We start from the raw sequence: 25969 nt of genomic DNA, 5'->3' as shown, positions 1-25969 counted from the left end.
TGATGAAGTAGATCTGGATAGAAAATATCCCCAGATCTACTCTCCAATAAATAACGGGAGATATCTTCGAACTACAGAAATCAAAGGGTGCTGAAGACATTATATAAGGAAGGGTACTGAGGTATTTTGATTTTTTTCTTAGTTTATGGGAGCCTTTACTAGTTATCATCGGCAAAAAAGGTCGAATATAAATTTTTTAACGGTCTTTGTAAGCGCTTTTTTTGTAATTTGTTTTGATTAACAAATAAAAAAGTATATTAAATCTTATTTCTTTAAAAGAGAAAGGGGAAAAAAATGAAAAAAATCAAATTTAGTTTAGTGCTCTTCTTTTTATCAATCGTAATAGCGGGTTGTTCTTCAAATCAAAATTCTAGTATAGAGCCAAGGCCTGAAAACTCTAGTGAAAGTGAGTTAACTAGTGAAAGTGACATTGACTACCCTACAAAACCAATTAAAATGATTGTTTCTTATGGTGCAGGTGGAGGTACGGATACTGGAGCACGTTTATTAGCTCCCATATTAGAAGAAAAATTGGGAGCCCCTGTAGTTATCGAAAATAAACCAGGTGCTGCTGGTTGGATTGGGTGGCAAGAATTAGTGAATGCGAACCCAGATGGATATACGTTAGGATTCATCAACGCCCCAGCAATCATTGCGGGGTATTTAAATCCAAGCACAGGAATAAATGAGGATTTGGATAGCTTTACACATATCATAAGTCATGTTAATGATGCGGGAGTTATTGCTGTACGTGCAGATGATAATCGCTTTAATACAATTGAAGAGTTAATAGAGTATGCAAAGGAAAATGAGCTTACAATTAATGCAAATGGTGTAGGTACCGAAAACCATATTACGATATTAGAAATGAACGAACAACTTGGAACTCAATTTTCAACGGTTCAATTTACAGGTGCCGCTGAATCGTTAACTAGTGTTCTTGGTGGACATGTGGATGTATTATTGGCAAAAGTAGGTGAAGTTAACTCATCTCAAGAGGAAGGTGGCTTGAAAGTTCTAGCTACGATGATACCATCTAGAGTACCACAATTACCTAACGTACCTACTTTCCAAGAAACTATTGGTTCTGATATCGAATTTTATTCTTTGAGAACAATAGCAGGTCCAAAAGGGCTTGACCCTAAAATTGTTTCCATTCTTCAGGATGCATTAGAGGAAGCTTTTGCTGAACCAGGCCATATTCAAAAAATGGCTGAAATGGGGCTTAACATTGATGGGACAAAAGGTGAGGATCTTGTTGAAGTATTAAAAAATGAAGAAGAAAAAATGTTGAATGTAAAAAGTGTGTTAGGGTGGTAATAAAAAAGTTACTCTATAAAGTTTTGGTATAAATGTAGTGAGGTTATCTCAAAGTGTCAAAAACTTTGGTGATAACCTCTTTTTCAAAAAAATTGGTGAGGTGCTATATGGGAGCATTTTATACTCTTCAAGAGGGCACTAGTGAAGAACGTGCTCATATTAGAAGTGTATTATTGGGACTAGACCGTTTGCCTTGGGCAATACAAGAAAATATTATAACTGCTTGGATAACCTCTTGGAAATGTAGTTGTTTTAAAACAATCGAAGAAGTACCTGGGTTTTCTTTTTCTGAGTATAAATTAATTGAACACGTGAATGATGTGGTGTACTTTGGGATAGTGCTTGCAGAAAGATCAATTAATAGATGGAATACTCATGTTAATTGGGAAGAACTAATTCAAATATTAATACTCCATGATATCGATAAACCTTTACTACTAGCTAAAGAGGAAAATGAAGTTATAAAGACAGAAATAGCTAGTCAGATACAGCATGGAGTACTCGGAGCATTAATTTTAAATGAAATTGGATTTTCAGATAAAGTTATTAGTACGGTAGCAACACATGCTACTAATAGCCCTTTTCATGGTTCTAATACTGAAGCGTACATTTTACATTATGCGGATTTGTTTTCTGCTGACCATGCGCTAAGAATAGATGAAAAAACTCCTTTTTATCAAAGAATGTCTTTATAAGTGGATTTTAAGAGTTCGTTTAATATCGTTATATCCCAATTTTTTTAGGAGCAAATAATCTTCAAATCGGATTAATTATTGTTAAGTTTTCATTATTATCATTATTCATGACTGCTTCATCGGTAAAGTAATTGAAAGATTAGTAGTTAAAAGCCTTTTAACGTTAAGCGTCATGATAGAGAGTATATTATTAATAATCCCTTATTAATATCGTTTTAATAACCACTTTTAGTTCTATATGTAGTTACTGAGACAGCATGGTAAATTCTCTTCTCTCTAGATGTTTTTTTAAGTAGTCGTTATCTTTTATGATTATTCAATAATAGAAAATTTGAAAAAGTAATGAAAAGAATAGAAAAAAGGTGGGAATTTAATATGTCAATTGTGGATGCTAAAATAAGTGAACTCAAAACTAAATGTCTTAATATATTTGTAAATGTTGGACTAAATATTGAGGACGCTCATATCATTGCTGATAACTTATTAGATGCCGAAATGCGTGGTGTTCCTTCCCATGGGCTCATGAGATTAAAACATTATGTTCAAAGAATTGAGAAAGGTTTGATCAACCTTAATCCAAACGTTAAGGTAATTAAAAGAAACTGGTGCACTATTATTAATTGATGGTGACAATGGTTTAGGTCAAATAGTAGCTAATAAAGTGTTAGATTTATGTATGGCGCACTCAGAGGCTTTTGGAATAAGCCTAGCAACCGTAAGAAATAGCAATCATTTTGGAACATGTGGTTATTATACAAGAAAAGCAGCTTCAAAAGGATTTTATTCTATGGTTCAGTCAAGTGCTGGCCCTACAATGGCTCCATGGGGAGGTAAAGATCCATTGCTAGGTACTAACCCACTTTCTATATCGTTTCCAGCTAGTGACTTTGATGATTTCACACTAGATATTGCTGTAAGTGCAATAGCTAAAGGGAAAATTCGAAGTTATGAAAGAGAGAACAAAAAAATCCCTCTAGGATAAGCTAAAGATGGATTTGATACTACAGATCCAACAAAGGCAATCGAAGGTACCATCCTACCCATGGGTGGTCATAAAGGTTACGGACTTGCAATTGCAGTTGATGCATTATGTGGAGGACTAAATTTAGGTAATTTTAGTTATGAAACAGAGTCAGTTACAAAAGCAACAAAATTTGTCGGAACCGGACACTTTTTCTAACAATAAAAATAGAAAAGTTAGTCCCTATTGGTGAGTTTGAAAACCACATAGGGAACTGGTTTCACAAAATGAAGTCTTCATCGAAAAGAGATGGTGTGGATGAGATCATTATTCCTGGCGAAATAGAAAATAGTTTTATGAAAACTAACGAAATAAGTATTTCTATTCAAAAAGAAACATTGAATGAAATAGAAGAATTATCTTTAGCTTTAAATAAAGCCAAAAATAGATTTATATAATAACAAAATGCTAACATTATGCTAACGCAATCCAGTGAAAAACAATATATCCCCGTTAAAGATGTTACAGTAAAAATTTAACAAATCCTTAATTCACCGCACTTTTCGCACACATCGTGTAAGATATTACACACTCTCACCTTAGGGGCAGCATGATGTAATAGCTGCTCAACCCCTTGGTATATAAGCATTTTAAAGTGATTTGCTAACAAAACGCTAACATTATTCAAATTATAGTGCTTATTTAGAGGCTTCTCAAAGGTTGATAAAACTTTTGGGAAGTTTCTTTTTTCAACTCGTTGGTTACGTGGTGATAAATATTAATCTTAGTAAGAGTCTTTTGATATTTCTAATAACCTATCTTAACTTCTGCGAGTAACTATGCAAAGGTTTTTATTGATTATGGTCTAAATGGTGAAAATAAAGAGAAGGGTTAGCAAATTCAATTGTTCTAATAGGTAGAGGTGATATAAACAATTTAATAAACGATTCTACTGTTTGTTCTAGTTAAAACCCTATAAAAAAGCTGTTCTTCGACGATTTAAGATACTAATGAAACTAAGGAAATAATATTGGTGAAAATTGGGGAAGTATATACTTTTATCAAACATTTGATTAAAACTGGTTTAGAAGGTATATTCAGAACAACGACGGTATTCTCAATTTAAATATACGTTTAAGTGAGAGAGGTGAAGCAAATGTTCGAACATATTAATCAAAAGAAGGAACGTCTAGATGCCAATCGACCGTTACCTAAATATACAGTAAAAAGCTTACGTGAAAAGTTATTACTCGAATGGACATACAATACAAATGCAATTGAAGGAAACACGTTAACTATCAACGAAACGAAGGTAGTTTTAGAAGGAATTACTGTTGGTGGCAAAACGCTACGTGAACACTTGGAGGTTTTAAATCATCGGGATGCGATTCACTTTGTAGAGGAGATTGTACAAAAGGGTGAACCTTTGTCAGAGTGGCAAATTAAGAATCTACATCGACTTGTACTAAAAGGAATTGATGATGAATATGCAGGTGTATATCGGGACCAGCAAGTTTTTATTTCTGGTGCTAAACATATACCTCCAGCTCCCTTCCTCATAAAAGAAGAGATGGAGCAGTTGATGGCATGGTATGAACAAGCAGAAACCAAAAAGTTGCATCCGGTTGCTCGTGGCGCTATGTTATATGCTATTTTTGTTGGGATTCACCCATTTATTGATGGAAATGGCCGGACATCACGCTTGTTATTAAATTTAGAACTAATGAAAGATGGTTTTCCACCAATTGTTATAAAAGTGGAAAATCGAATAGCTTATTATGAAGCATTAGATAAAGCACATACACTAAAAGAATATGATGGCTTTATTGAGTTAGTCACCAACGAAGTAGAAGATTCATTAAACCTATATTTAAGTACAATAAATAAAAACGCTTAGTAAAATATACAGTAGAGTTGTCAGCTTAATATAAACACCCCTACATCATTTTATCTGCAATGCTTCAATGAAAAACGGTAAAATTCCGTTAAAGGTGTTACAGTAAGAATTTAGCAAAGCCTTGATATACCGCACTATTAATATACAGAATGAAAGATGTTACCCACTCGCACCTTAGGGGGCGGCATGATGTAGGATGCCACCGAAAACCTTGGTATAACAGGGTTTTCTAGTAAGCTGAACAATTTTAAAAAATAGTACTTATTAATTGAGGCTCTCAAAGGTTCATTGAACTTTTTGGAAGTCTTTTTTTCATTTTAACTTTCACAATACGATAAATGATCCCTTCGTCATAAGTGTCCGACGCATTTCATTTTATAATATCCTCTAAAATTCCTGTATTTTTTAAACTGCTACTAATATTATTCGGTCCCTGTTTCTTCTTTTTTTGTAGCTTATTTTCAGTGTGGCAACGAGTCAATGACTGCACCATTTGCTTTATTCTGGTTTCCATCCACTTCCTCTTCCAAGGATATTCCTCCTTTCTTATTATGTTTTGCCAATATTCAATGCTAAATTTATTCAGTACTAAAACGTATCTTGAACAAATGTAAAATATAGAATCTAGCCCTGGTTTACAAAAAAAATTCACTGTGTTATATTAATGTTATTAAGAACGTTAAATAAAAATTTAATAAAATTAACAGTGGGGAGTGGGATGTTCCTCAACTGGGAATGGTTTGAGATCTGTTTCAAAAAAATGAGGGACATTATCCATATTTTGCGTAGGTCTTGGGATAGATATAAAACAGTCTGACATTGGACGTAAGTTAGGAAAAATCCAAATTGGAAGAATGCATAGAATCTAAAGACCAAGCCACAAATTGGTTTAATTACTGAATTCAATTTTCAACATTCTAGGAGGTCCAAAAGATGAAAGAAACATATGATATTGTTATTGTAGGTGGCGGAAGTGCGGGTTCTGTACTTGGCGACCGTCTAAGTGCAGATGGGACACGTAGTGTTCTAGTATTAGAAGCAGGACGTAAAGATTTTTCATGGGACCTATTGATCCAAATGCCAGCGGCTTTGCCGTTCCCCTCAGGGAATCCATTATACGACTGGAGATACGAATCTGACCCTGAACCTTATATGAATGGACGGCGCATCAAGCATGCTCGGGGAAAGGTGCTCGGAGGTTCGGGTTCAATCAACGGAATGATTTACCAACGAGGCAATCCAATGGACTATGAACGTTGGGGAGCAGACCCAGGCATGGAAACGTGGGATTTTGCACACTGTCTTCCGTATTTCAAACGCTTGGAAAATGCTTTAGCTGCGGATCCAGATGATGAATATCGTGGCCACGATGGTCCTCTTAAATTGGAACGCGGGCCAGCTACTGGTCCTCTATTCCAAGCCTTCTTCGACGCAGCTGTCGAGGCTGGCTACTCGCGAACTCCCGATGTAAACGGTTTTCGACAAGAGGGATTCGGTCCGTTTGATAAGCATGTGTACAAAGGACAACGGTTTTCACCTTCGCGTGCATATTTACATCCGGCTATGGGGCGTCAGAACCTTACTGTGAAAACTCGTGCTTTCGTTACAAGTATCGATTTTGATGGTACCCGAGCGACCGGTTTGACATATCAACGAGACAGGAAGACTCATCAGGTTAATGCAGGTGAAATCGTACTCGCAGGCGGTGCAATCAATACCCCGCAACTACTTCAACTGTCAGGTGTGGGCAATGCCGAATACTTGCGTTCACTTGGTATCGAACCGGTAGTTGATCTTCCAGGTGTAGGTGAAAACCTTCAGGATCACCTTGAAACCTACATCCAATATGCTTGTCCGCTACCGGTTTCTGAGCAGCCTAACTTAAATAAAGCGCGGATGCCTTGGATCGGTTTGCAGTGGTTACTCGCACGTAAAGGTCCAGCAGCAACCAATCATTTTGAAGGTGGAGGTTTTGTTCGTTCGAACGAAGACGTCGACTACCCAAATTTGATGTTCCACTTCCTTCCGGTAGCGGTTCGGTACGACGGACAGAAAGCGGACACTGCCCATGGATTCCAGGTGCACGTCGGACCTATGTACTCTGATGCCAGGGGATCATTAAAGATTCGTTCGAAAAATCCTAAAGAGCATCCGAGTATGGTTTACAACTATCTTTCAACTGAACAGGACCGTCGTGAGTGGATTGAAGCGGTAAGGATTTCACGTGAAATCCTAAATCAGTCAGCAATGGCACCTTATAATTCGGGGGAAATTTCACCAGGTCCTTCTGTTAGTACAGATGAGGAGATTTTGGAATGGGTGAAGAACGATGCTGAGACTGCGCTTCATCCGAGTTGCACGGCGAAGATGGGGCCCGCTTCAGATCCAATGGCTGTCGTAGATCCGCTAACGATGAAGGTCCATGGACTTGAAAATGTACGAGTGGCCGATGCGTCTGCTATGCCTTATGTCACTAATGGTAATATTCATGCACCGGTGTTAATGTTGGCGGAAAAGGCATCGGACATAATCCTTGGACGTGAACCGCTGGAGCCTATTCATGTCGACTATTACCGTCATGGAGTACATCCGGCCGACGCAGGCACAATAAAAGGTTAAGTCAAATAATGCTTTCCGGGAGAAGGCCTCTTTCATAATGTATTTGCCAGTCAAAGCAGACATTTTATGATAGAGTGCCTTCTCTTTTTTGGGTTAAGAAATAACCGTAGCTATCCATTTTACGCATATACTTTGACCTGAAACCATCAATTAGCCCATTAGTTGATAAGGTGTGACCGCTTAATAAAATGATACAGTTTTTGTTGAATAAGCTAATGCTCTTTATAAAAGCGATGAAGGACAAACTGGAACAGAAAAGCAGGGAAAATGTCCTCCATAAAGCGGAGGAAGAACAAAACAGAATAGAAATAGGAAGAGGGAAGAGGGAAGAGGGAAGAGGGAAGTCCTTCATCAAGCTTGTTGCTAAATTAGGTGTGTTTGACGTAGATGATAGTATATTAAATACATCAGGTGGACTTTTAGGTATTTTTATTTTTAGTTTACTTAAAAAGATATAGGGGGTCAGGTTTAGCCGAAAAAGGAAGAATTCAAATTAGATTTTGATATAGTTTTTATACAAAAAAGCTAGTCTCTTCAAAAATGAGAGACTAACTTCTTTGTTTCTTTCTCGAAATACCTAATCCTTTATTTTACCCATTCATCAACCAATTCTTGATTCTTTTTAATCCATTGCTTAGCCCCCTCAAGAGGGTCATCGCCACTTTCTACATAGTCGATAAGTTGGCCAATTTGTTGATCATCCATCTTCCAATTTTTAAGCCATTGACTCACTTCTGGATAATCTTCTTCAAATCCATGTCTTGTAGCATGGTGAATTTTTTCTACACCACCGAATGTGTTTTGTGGATCTTCTAGGAATTTTAAGTCATATTTGGAGAATACCGAGTGAGGGCTCCAAAGTGGTGCCACAATCGGTTCTTCATTTTCAATTGATTTTCCAATCTCAGATAACATTGCAGGTTCAGAACTTGCTACTAGATCAAACTCAAGACTATAATCTTCAATTAATTGTTCCGTAACTTCCATCGTACCTGCACCTGGATCAAAACCGATAATGTTTCCATTAAACAGTTCTTTATGTTTATTTAAGTCTTCTACACTATTAACATCTTCCAAATAGGTTGGAACAACAAGTCCTACTTTTGCATGGTCAAACCAAGTAGATTCTGAGAAATGAATCGTATCTTTAAATTGTTCCAAATAAATGGCATCTTGGACAGGCAACCATATTTCTAAACTAGCATCTAGGTGGCCACTTTCTAAAGCCTTCATCGTAGCACCCATGTTTAATACGCTTAACTTCACGTTATAACCTTTATCTTCTAGAATTGCTTTCCACATATTTGTTACGGCAATATTTTCAGCCCAGTTAATTTGACCAATCGTTAATTCTTGATTACTTGGCTCTGTTTCTGCACCTGATTCACTGTTTGTTTTCTCACTAGTGTTTCCGCATGCTGTCAGTACAGCAACCATTAGCAGCACAAAGATAAAACTAAGTTCTTTTTTCCAATTGTTCATGTAGAAAAACTCCCCTCTATTATATGTATAATTTATTTAAAAATATCCTAATAATTAAATACGTTAAGAATATTTTTAATAATAATACAAGACTAACCTATCCCTTATTTAGAAGGGATAGTGAAAAATTCAAATACTGGTTAATCTATCTGATAACTTCTTTTTAAATTAATCTTGCTTATCTTTAGGTAAATACTCAAATATTTTACCACTTTTTATGCTTGCAACTAAGTCTTCCAACCAGTAATAGTAGGTTTTAGATTCTTCTAATTGGTCATAGTATTCTTTGGCCTCTGCAACAATTTCTGTTGTGCTCGTGGAATCTTTAATGACATTTATAAAATCTTCTTGTGCTTCCTCAATTGCTTCCATATTCATCTTTACTTCTCGTTCCCACATCTGACAATAAAACACCATAAAGGAACGGAAGAAATTTTTTTCGGCTACATAGGTATGTTTTCTAGAACCACGTGTAAATGTTTTTTTCACCATTTCTATTTCTTGGAGCTTACGGACACTAGTACTCATACTCGGTTTACTCATTCCGAGCTCCGTACGCATTTCATCAAGTGTCATCTGACCTTTAAAGTACATCGTTGCATACAAATTTGCAGCAGCGGGTGTTACACCATATAAGTCCATTGTCTCTGCAATGGCGCCAATGACTTTATCCTTGGCTTCTTCAATTTTAATTCTGGAACTTTCAGTAGAATTACTCATAAAGTTACTCCTTCAATATAAAGTAAAGCGCGTTAAATATTTTGTAAATCTTCTTTATAAACTTTATGATACCTTGTTTAGATTTAATGTCAAATGGAAAACGTGATTTTAACCAATTGAAAATACCGAAACACTTAGTAATTTCAGTCATTCTAGTTAAATTTTATTCTTCTAAAATTTTGTGCATTAGATTGATTTTTGACAGCCTTAAAAAGACATGTTATTATTCTCATTACATTAAATAAATTTTTAACAAACTTAATATATTGAAAAATTGGAGTTGATAGATTTGAGTCTTAAACAACAACAATACATTAATGGTAAATGGGTGGGAGCGATTTCAGGTAATACGCGTGATATTATTAACCCATTTAACGCGGAAGTTATTGCTACTGTTCCAGAAAGTGATGAAACAGATGCTAAAGTAGCAATTGCTGCAGCAAGAGCAGTATTTGATAAGGGAGAGTGGTCTTCTACTCCAGCAACTGAGCGAGGGACTATCGTAAGAAAAATTGCTGAATTAATAGAAAGAGATAAAGAAGAACTTGCTAGATTGGAATCTTTAGATACTGGTAAAACAGTAGAGGAAAGCCGTGGAGACATGGATGATATCGCTGGAGTATTTCGTTATTATGCAGATCTTGCAGATAAAGATGGTGGGGAACTGATTGATTCTCCAGTGCCAAACTCGATCAGCAAGGTCGTTCGCGAACCCGTTGGAGTTTGCGGTCAAATTACTCCTTGGAATTACCCCTTACTACAAGCATCTTGGAAGTTGGCTCCAGCATTAGCTACAGGGAACACACTAATTATGAAACCTAGTGAAATTACCCCTCTTACTACGATTAAAGTATTCGAACTAATGGAAGAGGCAGGAGTTCCTGCTGGTGTTGCTAACCTAGTACTTGGTGCTGGTAATACAGTTGGTGCAGAGCTAACTAGTAACATGGATGTGGATCTTATTTCTTTTACAGGTGGAATTTTTACTGGGAAGAAAATTATGCAAGCAGCAAGCGTTAATGTGAAGAAGCTTGCACTTGAACTTGGTGGAAAAAACCCTAACATCATCTTTGCTGATGCTGATTTTGAGACAGCAGTTGATCAAGCTTTAAACGGGGTATTCTTCCACGCAGGGCAAATTTGTTCAGCAGGTACAAGACTGATTGTAGAAGAAAGTATTCACGATGAGTTCGTTAACGCACTTGTTGAGCGAGTGAAAAAATTTAAGCTAGGAAGCGGATTTGACGAAGATACACAAATGGGCCCACTTATTTCAGCTGAACACCTTGCGAAAGTCGAAAAGTATGTCGAAACAGGTATGAAAGAAGGAGCTACATTAGCAGTTGGTGGTAGACGTCCAGAAGAGCCAGAACTGCAAAGTGGTTTTTTCTTCCTGCCAACTATTTTTACAGACTGCACAACAGACATGAGCATTGTTCAAAATGAAGCTTTTGGTCCTGTTATGACGGTTGAGAAATTCCGTACAGAAGAGGAAGCGATGAAGCTTGCTAATGACTCTATTTACGGACTTGCTGGTGGTGTTTGGACAAACGATATTGTAAAAGCTGAACGTTGTGTAGCAAAGATGCGCATGGGTACTGTATGGATTAATGATTTCAACCTTTACTTCCCACATGCCCCTTGGGGTGGATTTAAGCAGTCTGGTATTGGACGCGAATTAGGGAGACTAGGAATAGAAGAATATACAGAAACCAAGCATATCTTTCAAAACCTTAAACCAGAACCTATCAACTGGTTCTAGCTATCAAACTAAGGAAAGCTATTGGTGTATGAAGGTAGTGTACTAGATATGAAACAGCTGAAAAAAAACTAATAAAAAGATATTCGCGAACAGAATGCAGTAAAAAACGGTAAATCTCCTTTAAAGTCCGTACAGTAAAAATTCAACAAATACCGCAATTTCTGCACTACCGTTAAAAATATTACACACTCTCACCTTAGGGGCGTCAGATTAATCTGCCCCTGAAAACCTTGATATGAATAGGTTTTTTAGTGAGGTGAGAGTGAAATGCTAACATTGAGGTAAATTAACGAAAGCTTCTTATGAGTTGACCAACTTATGTGAAGCTTCTTTTTTTATTTTTTACGTTACATGGAGTTAGACATTTTGGGTTATTGGATCATCTGAATGGCCGAGTCTGTCTATAATTTGTTCAAGATACTCCGGCTTCCACTAGTAGTGGAGTATGGATATGCTTCAATGTACTAGTTTCTCTTCTCTAAATACTTAGGAACTTCTTCTAGTTCAGGCTGTTCATTGGATGAATTATCTTTTTGATATAAGCAAATTCGGGTAGGTCTTTTTCATTAGCTCGAATTTCAATGCATTCTTCCTGTTTGGTTTATATCCGCACTTGTACTATCAGAATATAAATCGTGTTTGATTAAGAATTGTGGGCAGAATTTATTTCCACCTATAAAACAGGAAAGTGGATACATAATTTCAGGGTTTTCTCTTGTTGATCATAATTATTTACATAGATTTAATGACAAAATGCCAAGGAACTTGGTTAAGAATAATTACCCAAGTTTGGGCTGATAGACAAGTTGCTAAAACCGCCTTCAGGCAATAAGTTACTTGTATAGGCTGAAGGGGGTGAGAAAATGGGTAGACGAATAAAACATACTTCCCGGGACGTGGATTCGTTAGCGAGGCTCATGCTGTCGGAAGCGATCGGTGAAGGAGCCCAAGGGATGAGCATGGTAGGGACGGTTGTGGCCAATCGGGTGGAGGCAGACTGTGATCCGGACTTCAAAAATTTGCGCAATATCAGACATGCGATTTATCAAACCATCCCAGGAACTGGAATCCCTCATTTCGAGCCCGTCTTAAATGGAACTTTGTATACACAGCGCCCTGACGAAGCTGACCTTCAGAGGGCCAGGGATTTGCTGCAAGGTTACAGAGAGCCTCGGGCGAGAATGAATTTGTGGTTTTTTAACCCCAGTCCGGGACAGCAATTCCGAGATCCTTGTACCGCCACGATGCCAAGATCCCCCATGACGCAGTTTGATTTTGCGCACAAGAATCATTGCTTCTATGTCGGTGTACCGGGCTACTGTCCAGAGTTTTATCGCTAAAATAAAAAAAGGAGCTGATCTTCATATGAGGTTTGGAGACTCCAGTTATTATCCAACGAATTCTTTTCCTGGTTATTATCCCACTTCCGTAATGCAGGGTATGACTGCACAACAACAACAACCAGGAGGCTTCCCTATGAATGTGCCTTCTGGACCGGCATATTCCGTCCCCGTTGTTCCTATGGGCACTGGGCAACAATTGCCGACAGGCGTGGTGGAAGAATCATTTATCGAAAATATCCTGCGCTTTAACAAAGGGAAGATAGGTACCTTCTATTTTACTTACCAAGGGAACAGCAGATGGAATGCAATGGTTTATCAGGGGCGCGTGGAAACAGCTGGCCGTGACCACATCATCATCAGTGACCCGTCCAGCGGGAAACGTTACCTGCTTCTGATGGCAAATCTCGACTGGGTAGAATTTGGGGAACAAATCAACTATCCTCACACGGAAATTAGTCCGGCTATCGAGGCGGCCATGGAGACATCGGAGTGAATCTGTAGAACACTAGAAACCCGCTTATTTCTTTCGAGAAGGCGGGTTTTTAGTTCTACCACACAAGGATGCAAATTGCAGAGGTACTAGAAGAAGGGATAGTTCATTAGCGCTCAAAAGAGAGAATGGAAGAATATATCAATTATTATAATAACAAGCGTAAAAGAAAAAATTGGCTGGCATGAGTCCGGTTCAATACCGTATCCATACCAGCCATTTATCTGCTTAAAAGCTTTACCTTTTGAGGGGCACCTCAGGCACATCATCTCTGCTTTTTCTCTATTATTCTAATTCCTGTCCATTTGTTGAAATCACGTTCTTGTACCAGTAAAATGATTTTTTCTTTTTACGCTCAACGGTTCCGCTGCCGTCGTCGTGCTTGTCAACATAAATGAGGCCGTAGCGCTTCGACATTTCACCAGTTGACATGCTTACGAGGTCGATACACCCCCAAGCTGTGTAGCCCATTAATTCAACGCCATCTTCAATGGCTTCACCCATTGCTTTAATATGCTCACGAAGGTAATCAATACGATAATCATCATTGATGCTTCCGTCTTCTTCGACAGTGTCGTATGCGCCGAGTCCGTTTTCAACCACAAAGAGAGGGACACGGTAACGATCATATAGTTGATTTAAGCCAATACGTAGACCGGTTGGATCGATTTCCCATCCCCAGTCACTCGCTTTAAGGAACGGATTTTTTACACCAGCGATGAGGTTTCCTGATGCTTTTTCCTCTTCTGTTAGCTCTTTCTTTTCCGTGCGAGACATATAATAGCTAAGGGAAATGAAGTCAACAGGATATTGCTTTATCGTTTCTAAATCGTTTTGTTGCATTTCAATGTTAATGTCGTTTTCTTTAAAGTAACGCTTTGAGAAGGCTGGATACTCACCGCGAACTTGTACATCGCCACAAATATAGTTAAAGACTTGTTCTTCTTTTAGCGCGTGTAGTACATTTACAGGGTTGCAATCATATGCGTAAACAGGCATATAAATTAACATACAACCAATTTGAGAGCCAGGAATGATTTCGTGGCATGCCTTTACAGCTAAGCTGCTCGCTACAAATTGGTGGTGTAAGCCTTGGAAGCTTTCTTGAAGACGAACATCTTCTGTCGCCGGGGAGAAACCAAGACTCATAATAGGAAGATGTGTAGCTCCATTGATTTCGTTAAAGGTTAACCAGTATTTCACCTTGTTTTTATAACGGTTAAATAAAGTAATCGCATAACGCTCAAAGAATGAGATGACTTCACGGTTTCTCCAACCGCCATATTCTGTAATTAAATATAAAGGCATTTCATAGTGGGAAATCGTCACAACTGGTTCGATCCCATGTTTTAAACACTCATCGAATATTCTATCATAGAAAGCTAGACCTTCTTCGTTTGGTTCTAGTTCATCTCCTTTAGGGAAGATACGAGACCAAGCGATTGACATACGGTATGTTTTAAAACCCATTTCAGCAAATAGCGCGATATCCTCTGCATAGCGATGATAGAAATCGATACCGTCGTGGTTTGGATACGTATAGGTTTCTTTGTCGATTTTAAAATCGAATCCCGGTTTAGAAATCACGTTTAGACGAACTTTTCCACCAGGCATCACATCTGCAAGGTTCATCCCTTTGCCGCCTTCAAGATACGCACCTTCTAATTGATTGGCAGCTGTTGCACCGCCCCATAAAAATCCTTCTGGAAATTGATAGTTAGTCATATGAAAACCTCCATGTTAAATTTGAAATGAATATTCATTCACTAGGATGAAATAAAAAAAACCTAAATCACGTAGGGAAGACATATTAGTCTCATAGATACGTGATTTAGGTTTTGCCTGTTTGAACAGTTACAATCCTAAATGGATATTTGTTTATTTGCGATTTAACTATAACATGGTTTTTTTGAGCTAGCAAGAATATTTGTAATCGTTATTTTAAGTGGTTTTATACAAATCCTACATTTGAAACGATAGGTATCTTACCTAACCATCTTCTTGATTCTACCTTGAAGGACCTCTTCAATCGCAAAGGCTACCCCATGTTCTGAATTCTTTTTGGTTGTGAAGTCACAGACTTCTTTAATGCCTGGAGCCGCATTTTCCATTGCGACACTGAACCCAGCTACTTCAAGCATCGAATAATCATTGAAATGATCCCCAATGGCCATGACATCCTCTAATTCGATGCCTTGTATGCTAGAGTAGAAAGCGAGGGCGGCTCCTTTATTGGCATCACGATGGTTAAATTCAAGATTCATATGACCTGAAGACGTAATGTTGATATCTCTTTCACCTTCTAACTGCTCACGGATTCTTTGTAAAGCATCCTCTTCTAAAGAAAAGGTAAGAAATTTATAGACCTCAATGTCATTATTATTGAAAATATCATCGAAATCATCCACGGTTTGAATCATTTCATCTTGGAAACGTTGCTGAACTTTTTCTTTAATGACGTTTGTTTCAACGTCTGGATAATGGGCTTTCATCACATCGACCAGTATATGAATAAAGGCATCCCGATTGACAGAAAAGCCTCCAGCGCTAGTAAAGATTTCAAAATAACTTGACTCACTCGTACATGCGAGTTCAATTTTTTGACATGCTTCCTTGTTTAATGAAATATTACGAATTATTTCGCCATTCTTTCGATGAATTTGTGCTCCATTTAAACAAATGATTGGGCAAGTTAAACCAGCTTTTATTAAAGGTTTTATCGCCGCTTCGTAAGACCGGCCTGTTGCAATGACGACCTGGATCCCTAAATCTTGTGCTTTGCGGATTGCGTTCGCATAACCTCGTTTTTTTCGTTTAATAATGTCCCATCCATATCTGTTGTGATTAATTTCATAGTTTTCTCCTCCCTATGACTCTATAATAATGATGGATAAAGCATAAACTAGTTTTGAAAAAATGAAAAATTATTTTTTTTGAAAGGTTATTGACACTGATTGTTTTGTCGTGGTATAAATTTAGTAAGCGATTTCAATTAAATATTTTCTTAGACGGATTGTTACTGTTCGGCAGGCAAAACCTAAGTTTGTTTCGGAGGCTCTTCATGGGGTATTCTGTATTCAAGGTTGGGTTTTTTTTATACCCATTTTTACAGACTGGAACAAAACAGAAGTAGGGCGGGTTTGATGATGAAGATTAAAAAAGTGTTTAACAATAATGTCGTGATAGCGAATAATCAACAAAACCAAGAGGTTGTTGTGATGGGCCGTGGACTGGCTTTTCAAAAAAAGGCCGGAGAACCAATCGACACTTCAAAAATTGAGAAGACCTTTGTATTAGAAAAACAGGGTGTTTCTGATAAGTTAGCTCAGCTATTAAGCGATACTTCTGAAAGATATCTCAATATATCGTCTAAGATTTTAGATTATGCCAAGTCGCGATTGCCGTACAAAATAGATGATCATCTGTATGTAGCTTTAACCGATCACATTAGCTTTGCCATAAGTAGACATAAGCAGGGAATTACTTTAAAGAACCCTCTCTTATGGGAAATCAGAAAGCACTATAAGCTTGAGTATCAAGTATCGTTGAAAGCGTTAGCTATCATTCAAGAGGAAACAGGTATTTTATTTGGGGAAGATGAGGCGGCATCCATTGCTCTGCATCTAGTCAATAGCCAGTTATCTGGAGAGAATATGGCTGAGGCTGTACAAGTAACAGAAATGGTCAATAATATATTGAATATTGTAAAGTACCATTTCGGAATGGAATTAGATGAAAGTTCCATTAATTATGAACGGTTTCTCACACATCTTCGCTTTTTTGCGATGAGGTTTATACGGAAAGAGCGTGTGATGGAAACAGAAGATCATTTCCTCTTTGAACAGTTGAATAGAAAATATCCTGAAGCCTTTCGGTGCAGTGAAAAGATTCAACTGTACCTAGAAAAGAGCTATAATTGGGAGATTTCTAAGGATGAAATCATCTATTTGACGCTGCATATTCATCGTGTTACACAGCGTCACCAGCAAAGCTGAGGTAGGGTAAACAAACGATCAAAATGTAACAGCAATCATATCTTTCTTTTTTGAAAAAGAAAGCATTACCTTAGTCAAAACATAATATCTTTACCAAGGAATGTTACCTTAAGTGGGCTTAACCTGGTCTGATTAGAAGCACAAAGCTTATTCTGTGTGCTCAATCGGATCAGGTTTTTTATTTACAAAAAATACTAAAGATAAATAAGAAAGTGGGGGTTAGTCATGAAATACGAGCAATTAGCCAAAAGAATTCTTGAAAAAGTTGGCGGAAAAGAAAATGTGAAAAGTGTTGTTCATTGTATTACAAGATTACGATTTAAATTAAAGGATGAAAGCAAAGCCCAAACAGAGGCTATAAAAAATATGGATGAAGTTGTAACAGTCATGAAAAGCGGAGGACAATATCAGGTCGTGATCGGGAACCATGTTCCTGACGTGTACAAAGCGGTTGTTACCGTTGGTGGATTTGCTGATCAATCGCAGCAAAGTGACGAAGATGGAAACGAAGAGAAAGGTAGTGTTTTTAGTCGCTTTATTGACATTATCGCAAGTATTTTCACACCAATCTTAGGTGTGTTAGCCGCAACAGGGATGATTAAAGGGTTTAATGCACTATTTTTATCCGTTGGATGGTTAGAAGCAACGGATGGAACGTATCAAATACTAAATATCGTTGGGGATTCATTATTCCATTTCTTACCGATATTCTTAGGTTACACAGCGATGAAGAAGTTTGGTGGATCGCCATTTATCGGGATTGCCATTGGTGCGTCGTTAGTGTATCCAGCGGTTGATACATTAATGACAGGAGATCCGCTTTACGTATTATTTGCAGGGACGATGTTTGAATCTCCTGTACATGTAACCTTCTTTGGGATACCAGTTATTTTAATGAGTTATGCTTCTTCCGTAATCCCAGTCATTCTTGCAACATACTTTGGAGCGAAGATTGAAAATGGGTTTAAGAAAGTCATTCCTGATGTTGTTAAAACATTCTTAGTACCATTCTTTACATTGCTTGTTCTTGTACCATTAACATTTATTATCATTGGTCCAATTTCTACATGGGCTGCACAAATTATTGGTCAAGCAACGGTGTTCGTCTATGATTTAAGTCCAATTATTGCAGGGTTATTTATTGGTAGTTTCTGGCAAGTGTTAGTTATTTTCGGGTTACATTGGGGTCTTGTACCAGTTGCCATTAACAACTTATCAACATTTGGTGCTGATCCAGTATTAACAATGATGTTCGCAGCTTCGTTTGCACAGATTGGTGCGGTACTTGGAGTTTATTTAAAAACGACAAATAAAAAATTAAAGTCACTTAGTATTCCAGCATTTATTTCAGGTATCTTTGGTGTCACAGAGCCTGCAATTTACGGAATTACCCTACCTAAAAAGAAACCATTTATTATCAGTTGTATCGGTGCTGGTATTGGTGGTGCATTAATCGGATTTTTCGGAACAAAAACGTATATGATTGGTGGACTTGGAATTTTCATGATTCCATCATTTATTGGTCCAAATGGTCTTGATATGACCGTATGGGGTGCTTTAATTGCTATGGTTGTTGCATTCGTATTGGGTGTAGTCTTAACGTATTTATTTGGTGGGGTCAATAAAGGAGAAACTCCACTTGAGAAAGCGGAAGTAGCAGCTACTGAAGCTCCTATAGAAGCGCGAGTAACCAATGCAGCAGAAGTGAAAGGTGAAGTGATTTCTAGTCCTTTCGTAGGTCAAGTACTACCTTTATCAAATATTAAAGATGAAGCCTTTGCAACCGGTGCACTTGGAAAAGGAGTTGCTGTTGTGCCGACAGAAGGAAAATTAGTGGCACCTGTGTCAGGAACGGTATCAGCCTTATTCCCGACAAAGCATGCTGTTGGAATTACTTCTGATAATGGGGCAGAATTATTAATTCACGTTGGAATGGATACAGTTCAGTTGCAAGGAAAGTTCTTCGAGGCTCATATTCAACAAGGAGACCGTGTGGAAAAAGGACAACTTATGGTTGAGTTTGATATTAAGGGGATTCAGGAAGCTGGGTTTGAGCTTGCTACACCTGTAGTTGTAACGAATTCAGATCAATATAACCTAATGACAACAGAAGAAAAAGAAGTGAAACATGGTGATAGCTTAATTACCTTAATTAAATAAAAATAAGTAAGAATGATAGAAGCCAGAAGGAAAACGAGTAATTAGACCTTCCTTCTGGTTATTTATTTAACTGAAAGGAGTTTGTTATGTCTACTTATCAATTCCCAGATAATTTCTTATGGGGTGGCGCTATCGCTGCCAACCAAACAGAAGGTGCTTATTTAGAGGGTGGAAAAGGTTTGACGTTAGTTGATTTGTTGCCAACGGGGAAAAAACGTTGGGACATAATGCTAGGGAAACTGGATCAGTTTACACCGGTAGAAGGAGAATTTTATCCTTCTCATGAAGCGATTGACTTTTTTCACCGCTATAAAGAGGACATTGCTCTTTTTGCCGAAATGGGCTTTAAAGCATTGCGTGTGTCGATTGCTTGGGCTCGTATTTTCCCAAATGGCGATGATTTAGTGCCGAATGAAGCGGGTTTACAATTTTACGATGATTTATTTGATGAGCTACTAAAACATGGGATTGAGCCTGTTGTAACAATTGCTCATTTTGATGTTCCTGTCAATTTAATTGTGAAATATGGAAGCTGGAGAAATCGCAAGCTAGTGGGATTTTTCGAAACATATGCGAAGACGATTTTGGAACGATATAAGGATAAAGTGAACTACTGGATGACGTTTAATGAAATTAACATGCTTCTTCATCTGCCTTTTGTTGGGGCAGGTCTTGTTTTCAAGGAAGGGGAAGACCAAAGGCAAATCAAGTATCAAGCGGCACATCATCAGTTAGTTGCCAGTAGCTTAGCGGTGAAGGCATGTCATGAGATCAATCCCGATGCCAAAATTGGTTGCATGCTTGCAGCAGGGATGACGTATTCGTACACGTGTAATCCGGATGATGTCATGGATGCGATGGAGAAAGATCGTGAATCGTTCTTCTTTATCGATGTACAATCTCGCGGAGCATATCCAGGTTATGCGAAACGTTTCTTCAAAGAGAATGATATTACGATCGAAATGGAAGCTGATGACGAAGCTTTATTAAAAAATCATGCCGTCGATTATATCGGCTTTAGTTATTATGCAAGTCGTGCCACAAGTACAGATCCTGAAGTGTTAAAGAACCAAACAGCTGGTAATGTATTCGGATCGATAGAGAACCCGTACTTAGAAAAGTCAGAATGGGGCTGGACGATTGATCCGAAAGGCTTTCGAATCACGGCAAATCAATTATACGACCGTTATCAAAAGCCTTTATTTGTTGTCGAAAATGGGTTAGGTGCTGTCGATGAAGTGAATACAGATGGAGAAGTAAACGATGACTACCGTATTGAGTATTTACGAAAGCATGTTGCTGAAATGGGCGAAGCGATTGAAGATGGAGTCGACATCATCGGTTATACGAGTTGGGGACCGATCGATATAGTTAGTGCCTCAACGGGAGAAATGAAAAAACGGTATGGCTACATTTATGTAGATAAAGATAATGAAGGAAATGGTTCTTTAGAGCGTCAGAAAAAGAAAAGCTTCCATTGGTACAAGCAAGTCATTGAATCAAATGGAGAGATTTTAGATTAATCAATGAGGTGAAAAGGATGAGTAAATTAGCTAAGTTCCCAGAATGTTTCCTATGGGGGGGAGCGGTTGCAGCCAATCAATTAGAAGGTAATTTCCAAGCTGATGGGAAGGGATTATCAACGGCGGACGTTTCTCCTAATGGAATTTTAAGTCCACCGGATTTTTCTATGAAGGACTTTAATCTTTATCATGAAGGCATTGATTTCTATAACACATATAAAGAGGATATCGCCCTGTTTGCAGAAATGGGCTTTAAGGCATTCCGCTTTTCGATCGCATGGACACGTATTTTTCCTAACGGAGATGAGTTTCATCCAAACGAAAAAGGATTAGCTTTTTACGATAACGTGATCGATGAGTTAGTAAAGCATAATATTGAGCCAGTCGTTACGATCTCTCACTATGAAATGCCTTTGCACTTGGCGAGAGAGTATGGTGGTTGGAAAAATCGCAAAGTTGTAGAATTTTACGAGCGTTATGCAAAAACGTTATTTGAGCGTTATCATGAAAAGGTGAAGTATTGGATGACGTTTAACGAAATCAATGTGTTGCTTCACGCACCATTTACGGGTGGCGGCCTATTATTTGAAGATGGTAAAAAAAATGAGCAAGATATTTACCAGGCGGCACACCATCAATTTCTAGGAAGTGCCTTGGCAGTAAAAGCAGGGCATGAGATTAATCCGGATCTACAAATTGGTTGTATGATTGCTTCGATGATCACATATCCTTACACGTCAAAACCGGAAGATATGTTTGCAGCAACTCAGCAGGATCGTAAAACGTTATTTTTCTCTGATGTGCAATCAAGGGGCTACTATCCTTCCTATATCAAAAGTGAATGGCTTGAAAAGGGCATTCACATTGAAATGGAGGATGGGGACTTAGAGATCCTTCGTGAACATACAGTGGATTACATTGGCTTTAGCTACTATATGTCCTTTGTGGCAAGTACTGATCCTGAGCACCTGAAGCAACAAGCATCTGGTAACCTATTAGCTGGTATTAAAAACCCTTATTTGAAAGCATCAGAGTGGGGCTGGCAAATTGATCCTGTTGGTTTAAGAACCGTTTGTAACCAATTATACGATCGCTATGAAAAACCACTTTTCATTGTAGAGAATGGATTAGGTGCTGTAGATGTGGTCGAGGAAGATGGATCTATTGAAGATGATTACCGTATAGACTATTTACGTGCTCACATTGAAGAAATGAAAAAAGCAATCGGTGACGGCGTGGACCTTATCGGTTACACATCCTGGGGGCCCATTGATTTAGTAAGTGCTTCAACAGCTGAGTTGAAAAAACGGTATGGCTTTATTTATGTAGACCGAGATAGTGAAGGAAAAGGTTCTAATAAACGCTTGAAAAAGAAAAGTTTTAACTGGTACAAAAATGTAATAGCAACCAATGGTGAAGAACTTTAAGAAACAAGGATAATTATAGGGGTACAAATTCCCTACATCCAGGATTCATGATAGTTCTTTAACGTTCTTAAGAATAAACAGAAAAAGGCGTATCATAAAATTGAATTCAGATATCTTGGCCCGCTATGAACATTTTCATAGCGGGCTAAAAAAGGTTCTATAATAAGTGGCTAATAAATTGAAGGAAGTGGTGACCGTAGTGAAGCACTAAGAAGTCCTACCAAATGCGACACCTCTTATCACGAAAACTTTCCAATAAACATGCCCAAAGAAAAAAAATTTACATACAATAATTAAATATAGGGCCATTAGCCAGTACGAGTGGTGTAAACTAAGCAAAAATTCATATTTAGTTTAGGGACGATAGTGTTACAATAAGAAGTGGATATGGAAATGGACATGGAGGGTGAAAATTGAAGATTAAACTTGGATTATTATATGGTGGAAAATCTGCGGAACATCAAGTATCATTACAAACGGCAAAAGCTGTTATTAAAGCATTAGACTTAACAAAATATGAAATTCATCCAATATATATATCAGCAACGGGAGAGTGGGTCAGGGGAGCGCAGCTCGAAGGCCCGGTGGAGGATGTCAAAGAGCTTCAATTAATAGATGGAGGGGAAACGATCTCTCCGGTAGCGTTAAATTCGGAAATCTTCCCGGTTGCAGCAAAAGCTGACAACAACCAAACGAATGAAGATAAGATCGATGTGGTTTTCCCGCTGCTTCACGGACCGAACGGGGAAGATGGAACGGTTCAAGGATTATTAGAACTGATGAACATTCCTTATGTGGGTAACGGGGTGCTGGCATCGGCTGCCGGAATGGATAAAGTCATGATGAAAAACATCTATGAGCAGGCTGGTATTAAGCAGGCTAAATATGTTTGGTACCTACGCACTGACTGGGAAATGGATGCTGAAGCGGCATACAAGAATGTCGAAGAACAGCTTGGCTATCCTTGTTTTGTTAAACCGGCCAACTTAGGATCTAGTGTTGGAATTAGTAAATGTAAGGACCGCGAAAGCTTAGAAAAAGCCTTTGAGGTAGCCTTTGAATATGACCGTAAAATTATAATTGAAGAAGGAATTGACGGTCGGGAAGTAGAAATTGGAGTGTTAGGAAACGAGGATCCCGAGTGCTCTGTTGTCGGTGAGATCGTACCGACAACAGATTTTTACGACTATCAAGCGAAATATGAGGATGGGGACACTGGACTTATTATCCCTGCTGATATCACCGAGGAAGAATATGAGAACATTAAGAGTGTAGCGATTCAATCTTTCAAAGCTCTCGATTGCTCTGGATTAGTCCGTGCCGACTTCTTCTTGACTAAAGAGGGTGAAGTTCTCATGAACGAAGTGAACACGATGCCTGGGTTTACGCCATTCAGTATGTTCCCGATGTTGTGGCAGGAATCAGGTTTGCCGTACTCCAAACTGATTGAAAAATTAGTCGATCTTGGAGTCAAGCGCCATGAGGAAAAACAGAAGATTAAACACACCTTTTAAGGTATAAAATGAGTATTGAGGTTGACTCCGTTGTGAGTCAGCCTCCTTTTACATAGAATAGAAACAGCGAACAGAAAAGAGGGGTCTTTTAAAGGTAACTGAAAAAGTAAAAAATCATACCTTTTTCAGTTACTTCCTCGGTTATTCCGCCTACTCTGTGGAACCTACAATTATGTTCATAATACTTAAGATACATCTGACAAGAAGGAGCGATAATGATGATTAAAAGAAAATTTAAGGAGATATCTACGTGGGTGAACGGGGAAATTGTTGACCAAGGTTTTACTAATACGGAGATTGCAGGAGTTTCTACAGACACAAGAACGATTCGAGAAGGTAATCTGTATATTCCGCTTGTTGGAGAGAACTTTAATGGCCACGACTTTGTGAGTGCAGCAGTTGAGAATGGAGCATCAGGAGCCCTATGGCAAAAAAATCAGCCGACCCCTCCTGCTGACATTCCGCTTATTTATGTGGAGAATACTTTATTGGCATTGCAAGATTTAGCCCAAAACTATTTGGCAAGTCTTCCTGCGAAGGTTATTGGAATCACTGGTAGCAACGGGAAAACAACGACGAAAGATATGGTGACTTCCGTGCTTGCAACGACTTATAAAGTTCAAAAAACGGCAGGGAACTATAATAACCACATTGGTCTGCCATTGACGATTCTCCAATTAGAGGAAGACACGCAAATGGCTGTGTTGGAAATGGGGATGAGTGGAAGGGGAGAAATTGAACTTCTATCAACGATTGCAAAACCTGATGCCGCGATCATCACAAATATTGGTGAGTCCCACTTATTAGATTTAGGTTCAAGGGAAGGGATTTCCGAGGCGAAATTTGAGATTACGGCTGGATTGCAGAAAAACGGGGCACTAGTGATCCATGGGGATGAGCCACTATTAACGGAAAAAGTAGTGAACAGTCCTTTTAATGTCATTACCTTTGGCAGCTCTAATACGAACGACTATTACCCTGTGAAGAGCGAGCAGAAGAGTAACGGCACGTATTTTACGTTGAACGGTGAGGATGAGAACGAATTTTTTATTCCGGTTCTCGGTAAACACAACATTAATAACGCCCTCTCCGCTATCGCAATTGCTCAACTTTTCGAAGTGTCTATTCCTAATATCCAAAAAGGGTTGGATCTGATCAAGATTACGGGGATGCGAACGGAGTTGATCCAAGGCAAAGGTGGAGTAGCCGTTATTAATGACGCGTATAATGCCAGCCCAACTTCGATGCGTGCCGCGATTGAATTGCTTCAAGATTTAAAGGACTATGGGAAAAAAATAGTCGTTTTGGGGGATATGCTGGAACTAGGTGACAATGAAGAGGTCTTTCACTATGAAATGGGAAAAGGAATTGATGCTGAGAAAATCAGTTATGTTTTTACATTTGGTAAATTAGGCAGAAAGATTGCAGATGGGGCAAAGGAGAATTTCACAGAGAATCATGTTTTGGCTTTTGATGATAAACAGGTGTTGATTGCTAAACTAAAGGAAGTTGTGGAGGAAAGCGATGTGGTCTTAGTTAAAGGCTCGCGCGGCATGAAACTAGAAGAGGTTGTTAATGCTTTAACATAAGAACTGAGTTGTTAACGAAAAGTGGTTATATTCAAACAGAAAGGGAGGAATATTTGCCAGTTCCAGCTTAATAGATAGACTGGAATGCGCATCAGATCCTCCACTGTTTACAATCGATGTTGGATTTGTTTGGTGCTGATTGAGGAGTCTAAATCAGGGGCCTAAAAAGGTTTTAATAACAATTGTACTATTTAAAATGGTGTCTTGCTGAAATCTTTTCTAATTACTTGTTGCCATTTGAAATATATTATGATAATATTTTAAATCTCGGGTCATAAAGATTTGTTAATAATGACTTGCATTCTAATGGGGCCTTAGCTCAGCTGGGAGAGCGCCTGCCTTGCACGCAGGAGGTCAGCGGTTCGATCCCGCTAGGCTCCACCATTTTTGTTACGCGGAGGAATACCCAAGTCCGGCTGAAGGGATCGGTCTTGAAAACCGACAGGCGGGTTAAACCGCGCGGGGGTTCGAA

General features: G+C 38.4%; 20 protein-coding genes, 1 tRNA gene and 1 pseudogene. 18 read left to right on the top strand and 4 right to left on the bottom strand.

The window, feature by feature from the left end; genetic code table 11:
- The first annotated feature begins 294 nt into the window (after positions 1-294).
- The 8 genes and pseudogenes from PQ474_RS19325 to PQ474_RS19290 all read left to right on the top strand — a co-directional run bounded on the left by PQ474_RS19325 (position 295) and on the right by PQ474_RS19290 (position 7950).
- Positions 295-1320, top strand: coding sequence for a tripartite tricarboxylate transporter substrate binding protein (locus PQ474_RS19325; protein ID WP_273846864.1), 1026 nt, complete (start codon positions 295-297; stop codon positions 1318-1320).
- A gap of 107 nt (positions 1321-1427) precedes the next feature.
- The gene (locus tag PQ474_RS19320) at positions 1428-2015 is read left to right on the top strand and encodes an HDIG domain-containing metalloprotein (RefSeq protein ID WP_273846862.1); all 588 of its coding nucleotides are present in this window, start codon (positions 1428-1430) and stop codon (positions 2013-2015) included.
- Positions 2016-2390: 375 nt separating this feature from the next.
- Positions 2391-2639 (top strand): Ldh family oxidoreductase, encoded by a 249-nt coding sequence (locus PQ474_RS19315; protein WP_273846860.1) that lies wholly within the window; start codon positions 2391-2393, stop codon positions 2637-2639.
- A 37-nt stretch (positions 2640-2676) separates the two neighbouring features.
- Positions 2677-3195: pseudogene (locus tag PQ474_RS19310) on the top strand (Ldh family oxidoreductase).
- Positions 3196-3290: 95 nt separating this feature from the next.
- Entirely contained in the window at positions 3291-3434 is a 144-nt protein-coding gene (locus tag PQ474_RS19305; protein ID WP_273846858.1) for a hypothetical protein, read from the top strand.
- A 698-nt stretch (positions 3435-4132) separates the two neighbouring features.
- A complete protein-coding gene (locus PQ474_RS19300) occupies positions 4133-4873 on the top strand; it encodes a Fic family protein (RefSeq protein WP_273846855.1) in 741 nt (246 codons plus the stop codon).
- 933 nt (positions 4874-5806) lie between these two features.
- Positions 5807-7492: a choline dehydrogenase gene (gene betA / locus PQ474_RS19295; protein ID WP_273846852.1), complete on the top strand. Its 1686-nt coding sequence runs from the start codon at positions 5807-5809 to the stop codon at positions 7490-7492.
- A gap of 188 nt (positions 7493-7680) precedes the next feature.
- The gene (locus PQ474_RS19290) at positions 7681-7950 is read left to right on the top strand and encodes a VanZ family protein (RefSeq protein WP_273846848.1); all 270 of its coding nucleotides are present in this window, start codon (positions 7681-7683) and stop codon (positions 7948-7950) included.
- A 127-nt stretch (positions 7951-8077) separates the two neighbouring features.
- On the opposite strand, the gene PQ474_RS19285 is transcribed toward PQ474_RS19290, so the two are convergent.
- Together PQ474_RS19285 and cudC are read right to left on the bottom strand one after the other, a co-directional pair.
- Positions 8078-8974 carry a glycine betaine ABC transporter substrate-binding protein gene (locus PQ474_RS19285; RefSeq protein ID WP_273846845.1) on the bottom strand — a complete coding sequence of 299 codons (897 nt, stop codon included), beginning with the start codon at positions 8972-8974 and terminating at the stop codon, positions 8078-8080.
- Positions 8975-9142: 168 nt separating this feature from the next.
- Entirely contained in the window at positions 9143-9694 is a 552-nt protein-coding gene (cudC, locus tag PQ474_RS19280) for a choline uptake/conversion transcriptional regulator CudC (protein WP_273846842.1), read from the bottom strand.
- 289 nt (positions 9695-9983) lie between these two features.
- On the opposite strand from cudC, the gene betB reads away from it, so the two are divergent.
- From betB to gerQ, 3 genes are all read left to right on the top strand, one after another.
- Positions 9984-11456, top strand: a complete 1473-nt coding sequence (gene betB / locus PQ474_RS19275) for a betaine-aldehyde dehydrogenase (RefSeq protein ID WP_273846840.1) — start codon at positions 9984-9986, stop codon at positions 11454-11456.
- An 863-nt stretch (positions 11457-12319) separates the two neighbouring features.
- A complete protein-coding gene (locus PQ474_RS19270) occupies positions 12320-12796 on the top strand; it encodes a cell wall hydrolase (protein ID WP_273846838.1) in 477 nt (158 codons plus the stop codon).
- Positions 12797-12932: 136 nt separating this feature from the next.
- Complete coding sequence (gene gerQ / locus PQ474_RS19265; RefSeq protein WP_390187630.1) at positions 12933-13292, top strand: spore coat protein GerQ; 360 nt, start codon at positions 12933-12935, stop codon at positions 13290-13292.
- Between the two features lie 282 nt (positions 13293-13574).
- On the opposite strand, the gene PQ474_RS19260 is transcribed toward gerQ, so the two are convergent.
- Both PQ474_RS19260 and PQ474_RS19255 read right to left on the bottom strand, forming a co-directional pair.
- Positions 13575-15014, bottom strand: a complete 1440-nt coding sequence (locus tag PQ474_RS19260; protein ID WP_273846834.1) for a glycoside hydrolase family 1 protein — start codon at positions 15012-15014, stop codon at positions 13575-13577.
- Between the two features lie 260 nt (positions 15015-15274).
- Positions 15275-16039 (bottom strand): HAD-IIB family hydrolase, encoded by a 765-nt coding sequence (locus PQ474_RS19255; protein WP_273846951.1) that lies wholly within the window; start codon positions 16037-16039, stop codon positions 15275-15277.
- Between the two features lie 396 nt (positions 16040-16435).
- Here PQ474_RS19255 and licT point away from each other — a divergent pair, with 396 nt between their 5' ends.
- The 7 genes from licT (at position 16436) to PQ474_RS19220 (ending at position 25881) form a co-directional block, all read left to right on the top strand.
- On the top strand, positions 16436-17284 hold the full coding sequence (gene licT, locus PQ474_RS19250) for a BglG family transcription antiterminator LicT (protein ID WP_273846950.1): 849 nt from the start codon (positions 16436-16438) through the stop codon (positions 17282-17284).
- A 225-nt stretch (positions 17285-17509) separates the two neighbouring features.
- A complete protein-coding gene (locus PQ474_RS19245) occupies positions 17510-19444 on the top strand; it encodes a beta-glucoside-specific PTS transporter subunit IIABC (RefSeq protein WP_273846832.1) in 1935 nt (644 codons plus the stop codon).
- Positions 19445-19530: 86 nt separating this feature from the next.
- Positions 19531-20967 (top strand): 6-phospho-beta-glucosidase, encoded by a 1437-nt coding sequence (ascB, locus tag PQ474_RS19240; RefSeq protein ID WP_273846831.1) that lies wholly within the window; start codon positions 19531-19533, stop codon positions 20965-20967.
- Between the two features lie 17 nt (positions 20968-20984).
- Complete coding sequence (locus PQ474_RS19235; protein WP_273846829.1) at positions 20985-22394, top strand: aryl-phospho-beta-d-glucosidase; 1410 nt, start codon at positions 20985-20987, stop codon at positions 22392-22394.
- A 413-nt stretch (positions 22395-22807) separates the two neighbouring features.
- Positions 22808-23908, top strand: coding sequence for a D-alanine--D-alanine ligase (locus PQ474_RS19230; RefSeq protein WP_273846826.1), 1101 nt, complete (start codon positions 22808-22810; stop codon positions 23906-23908).
- A 218-nt stretch (positions 23909-24126) separates the two neighbouring features.
- Positions 24127-25497, top strand: coding sequence for a UDP-N-acetylmuramoyl-tripeptide--D-alanyl-D-alanine ligase (locus PQ474_RS19225; protein ID WP_273846824.1), 1371 nt, complete (start codon positions 24127-24129; stop codon positions 25495-25497).
- 308 nt (positions 25498-25805) lie between these two features.
- Positions 25806-25881: transfer RNA gene (locus PQ474_RS19220), tRNA-Ala, on the top strand.
- Positions 25882-25969 lie beyond the last annotated feature (88 nt).

The sequence above is a fragment of the Halalkalibacter alkalisediminis genome (assembly GCF_028610705.1).
Lineage (GTDB): Bacteria > Bacillota > Bacilli > Bacillales > Bacillaceae_D > Halalkalibacter > Halalkalibacter alkalisediminis.
The sequence above is the reverse complement of the archived record's forward strand: the minus strand, read 5'-3'. Positions and strand labels throughout refer to the sequence as shown.

Bases quoted from the DNA above. Each gene is read 5' to 3' on its own strand.
- PQ474_RS19325 (WP_273846864.1), top strand. From the start codon at position 295: ATGAAAAAAATCAAATTTAGTTTAGTGCTCTTCTTTTTATCAATCGTA.
- PQ474_RS19320 (WP_273846862.1), top strand. From the start codon at position 1,428: ATGGGAGCATTTTATACTCTTCAAGAGGGCACTAGTGAAGAACGTGCT.
- PQ474_RS19315 (WP_273846860.1), top strand. From the start codon at position 2,391: ATGTCAATTGTGGATGCTAAAATAAGTGAACTCAAAACTAAATGTCTT.
- PQ474_RS19300 (WP_273846855.1), top strand. From the start codon at position 4,133: ATGTTCGAACATATTAATCAAAAGAAGGAACGTCTAGATGCCAATCGA.
- betA (WP_273846852.1), top strand. From the start codon at position 5,807: ATGAAAGAAACATATGATATTGTTATTGTAGGTGGCGGAAGTGCGGGT.
- PQ474_RS19290 (WP_273846848.1), top strand. From the start codon at position 7,681: ATGATACAGTTTTTGTTGAATAAGCTAATGCTCTTTATAAAAGCGATG.
- PQ474_RS19285 (WP_273846845.1), bottom strand. From the start codon at position 8,974: ATGAACAATTGGAAAAAAGAACTTAGTTTTATCTTTGTGCTGCTAATG.
- cudC (WP_273846842.1), bottom strand. From the start codon at position 9,694: ATGAGTAATTCTACTGAAAGTTCCAGAATTAAAATTGAAGAAGCCAAG.
- PQ474_RS19270 (WP_273846838.1), top strand. From the start codon at position 12,320: ATGGGTAGACGAATAAAACATACTTCCCGGGACGTGGATTCGTTAGCG.
- gerQ (WP_390187630.1), top strand. From the start codon at position 12,933: ATGAATGTGCCTTCTGGACCGGCATATTCCGTCCCCGTTGTTCCTATG.
- PQ474_RS19260 (WP_273846834.1), bottom strand. From the start codon at position 15,014: ATGACTAACTATCAATTTCCAGAAGGATTTTTATGGGGCGGTGCAACA.
- licT (WP_273846950.1), top strand. From the start codon at position 16,436: ATGAAGATTAAAAAAGTGTTTAACAATAATGTCGTGATAGCGAATAAT.
- PQ474_RS19245 (WP_273846832.1), top strand. From the start codon at position 17,510: ATGAAATACGAGCAATTAGCCAAAAGAATTCTTGAAAAAGTTGGCGGA.
- ascB (WP_273846831.1), top strand. From the start codon at position 19,531: ATGTCTACTTATCAATTCCCAGATAATTTCTTATGGGGTGGCGCTATC.
- PQ474_RS19235 (WP_273846829.1), top strand. From the start codon at position 20,985: ATGAGTAAATTAGCTAAGTTCCCAGAATGTTTCCTATGGGGGGGAGCG.
- PQ474_RS19225 (WP_273846824.1), top strand. From the start codon at position 24,127: ATGATTAAAAGAAAATTTAAGGAGATATCTACGTGGGTGAACGGGGAA.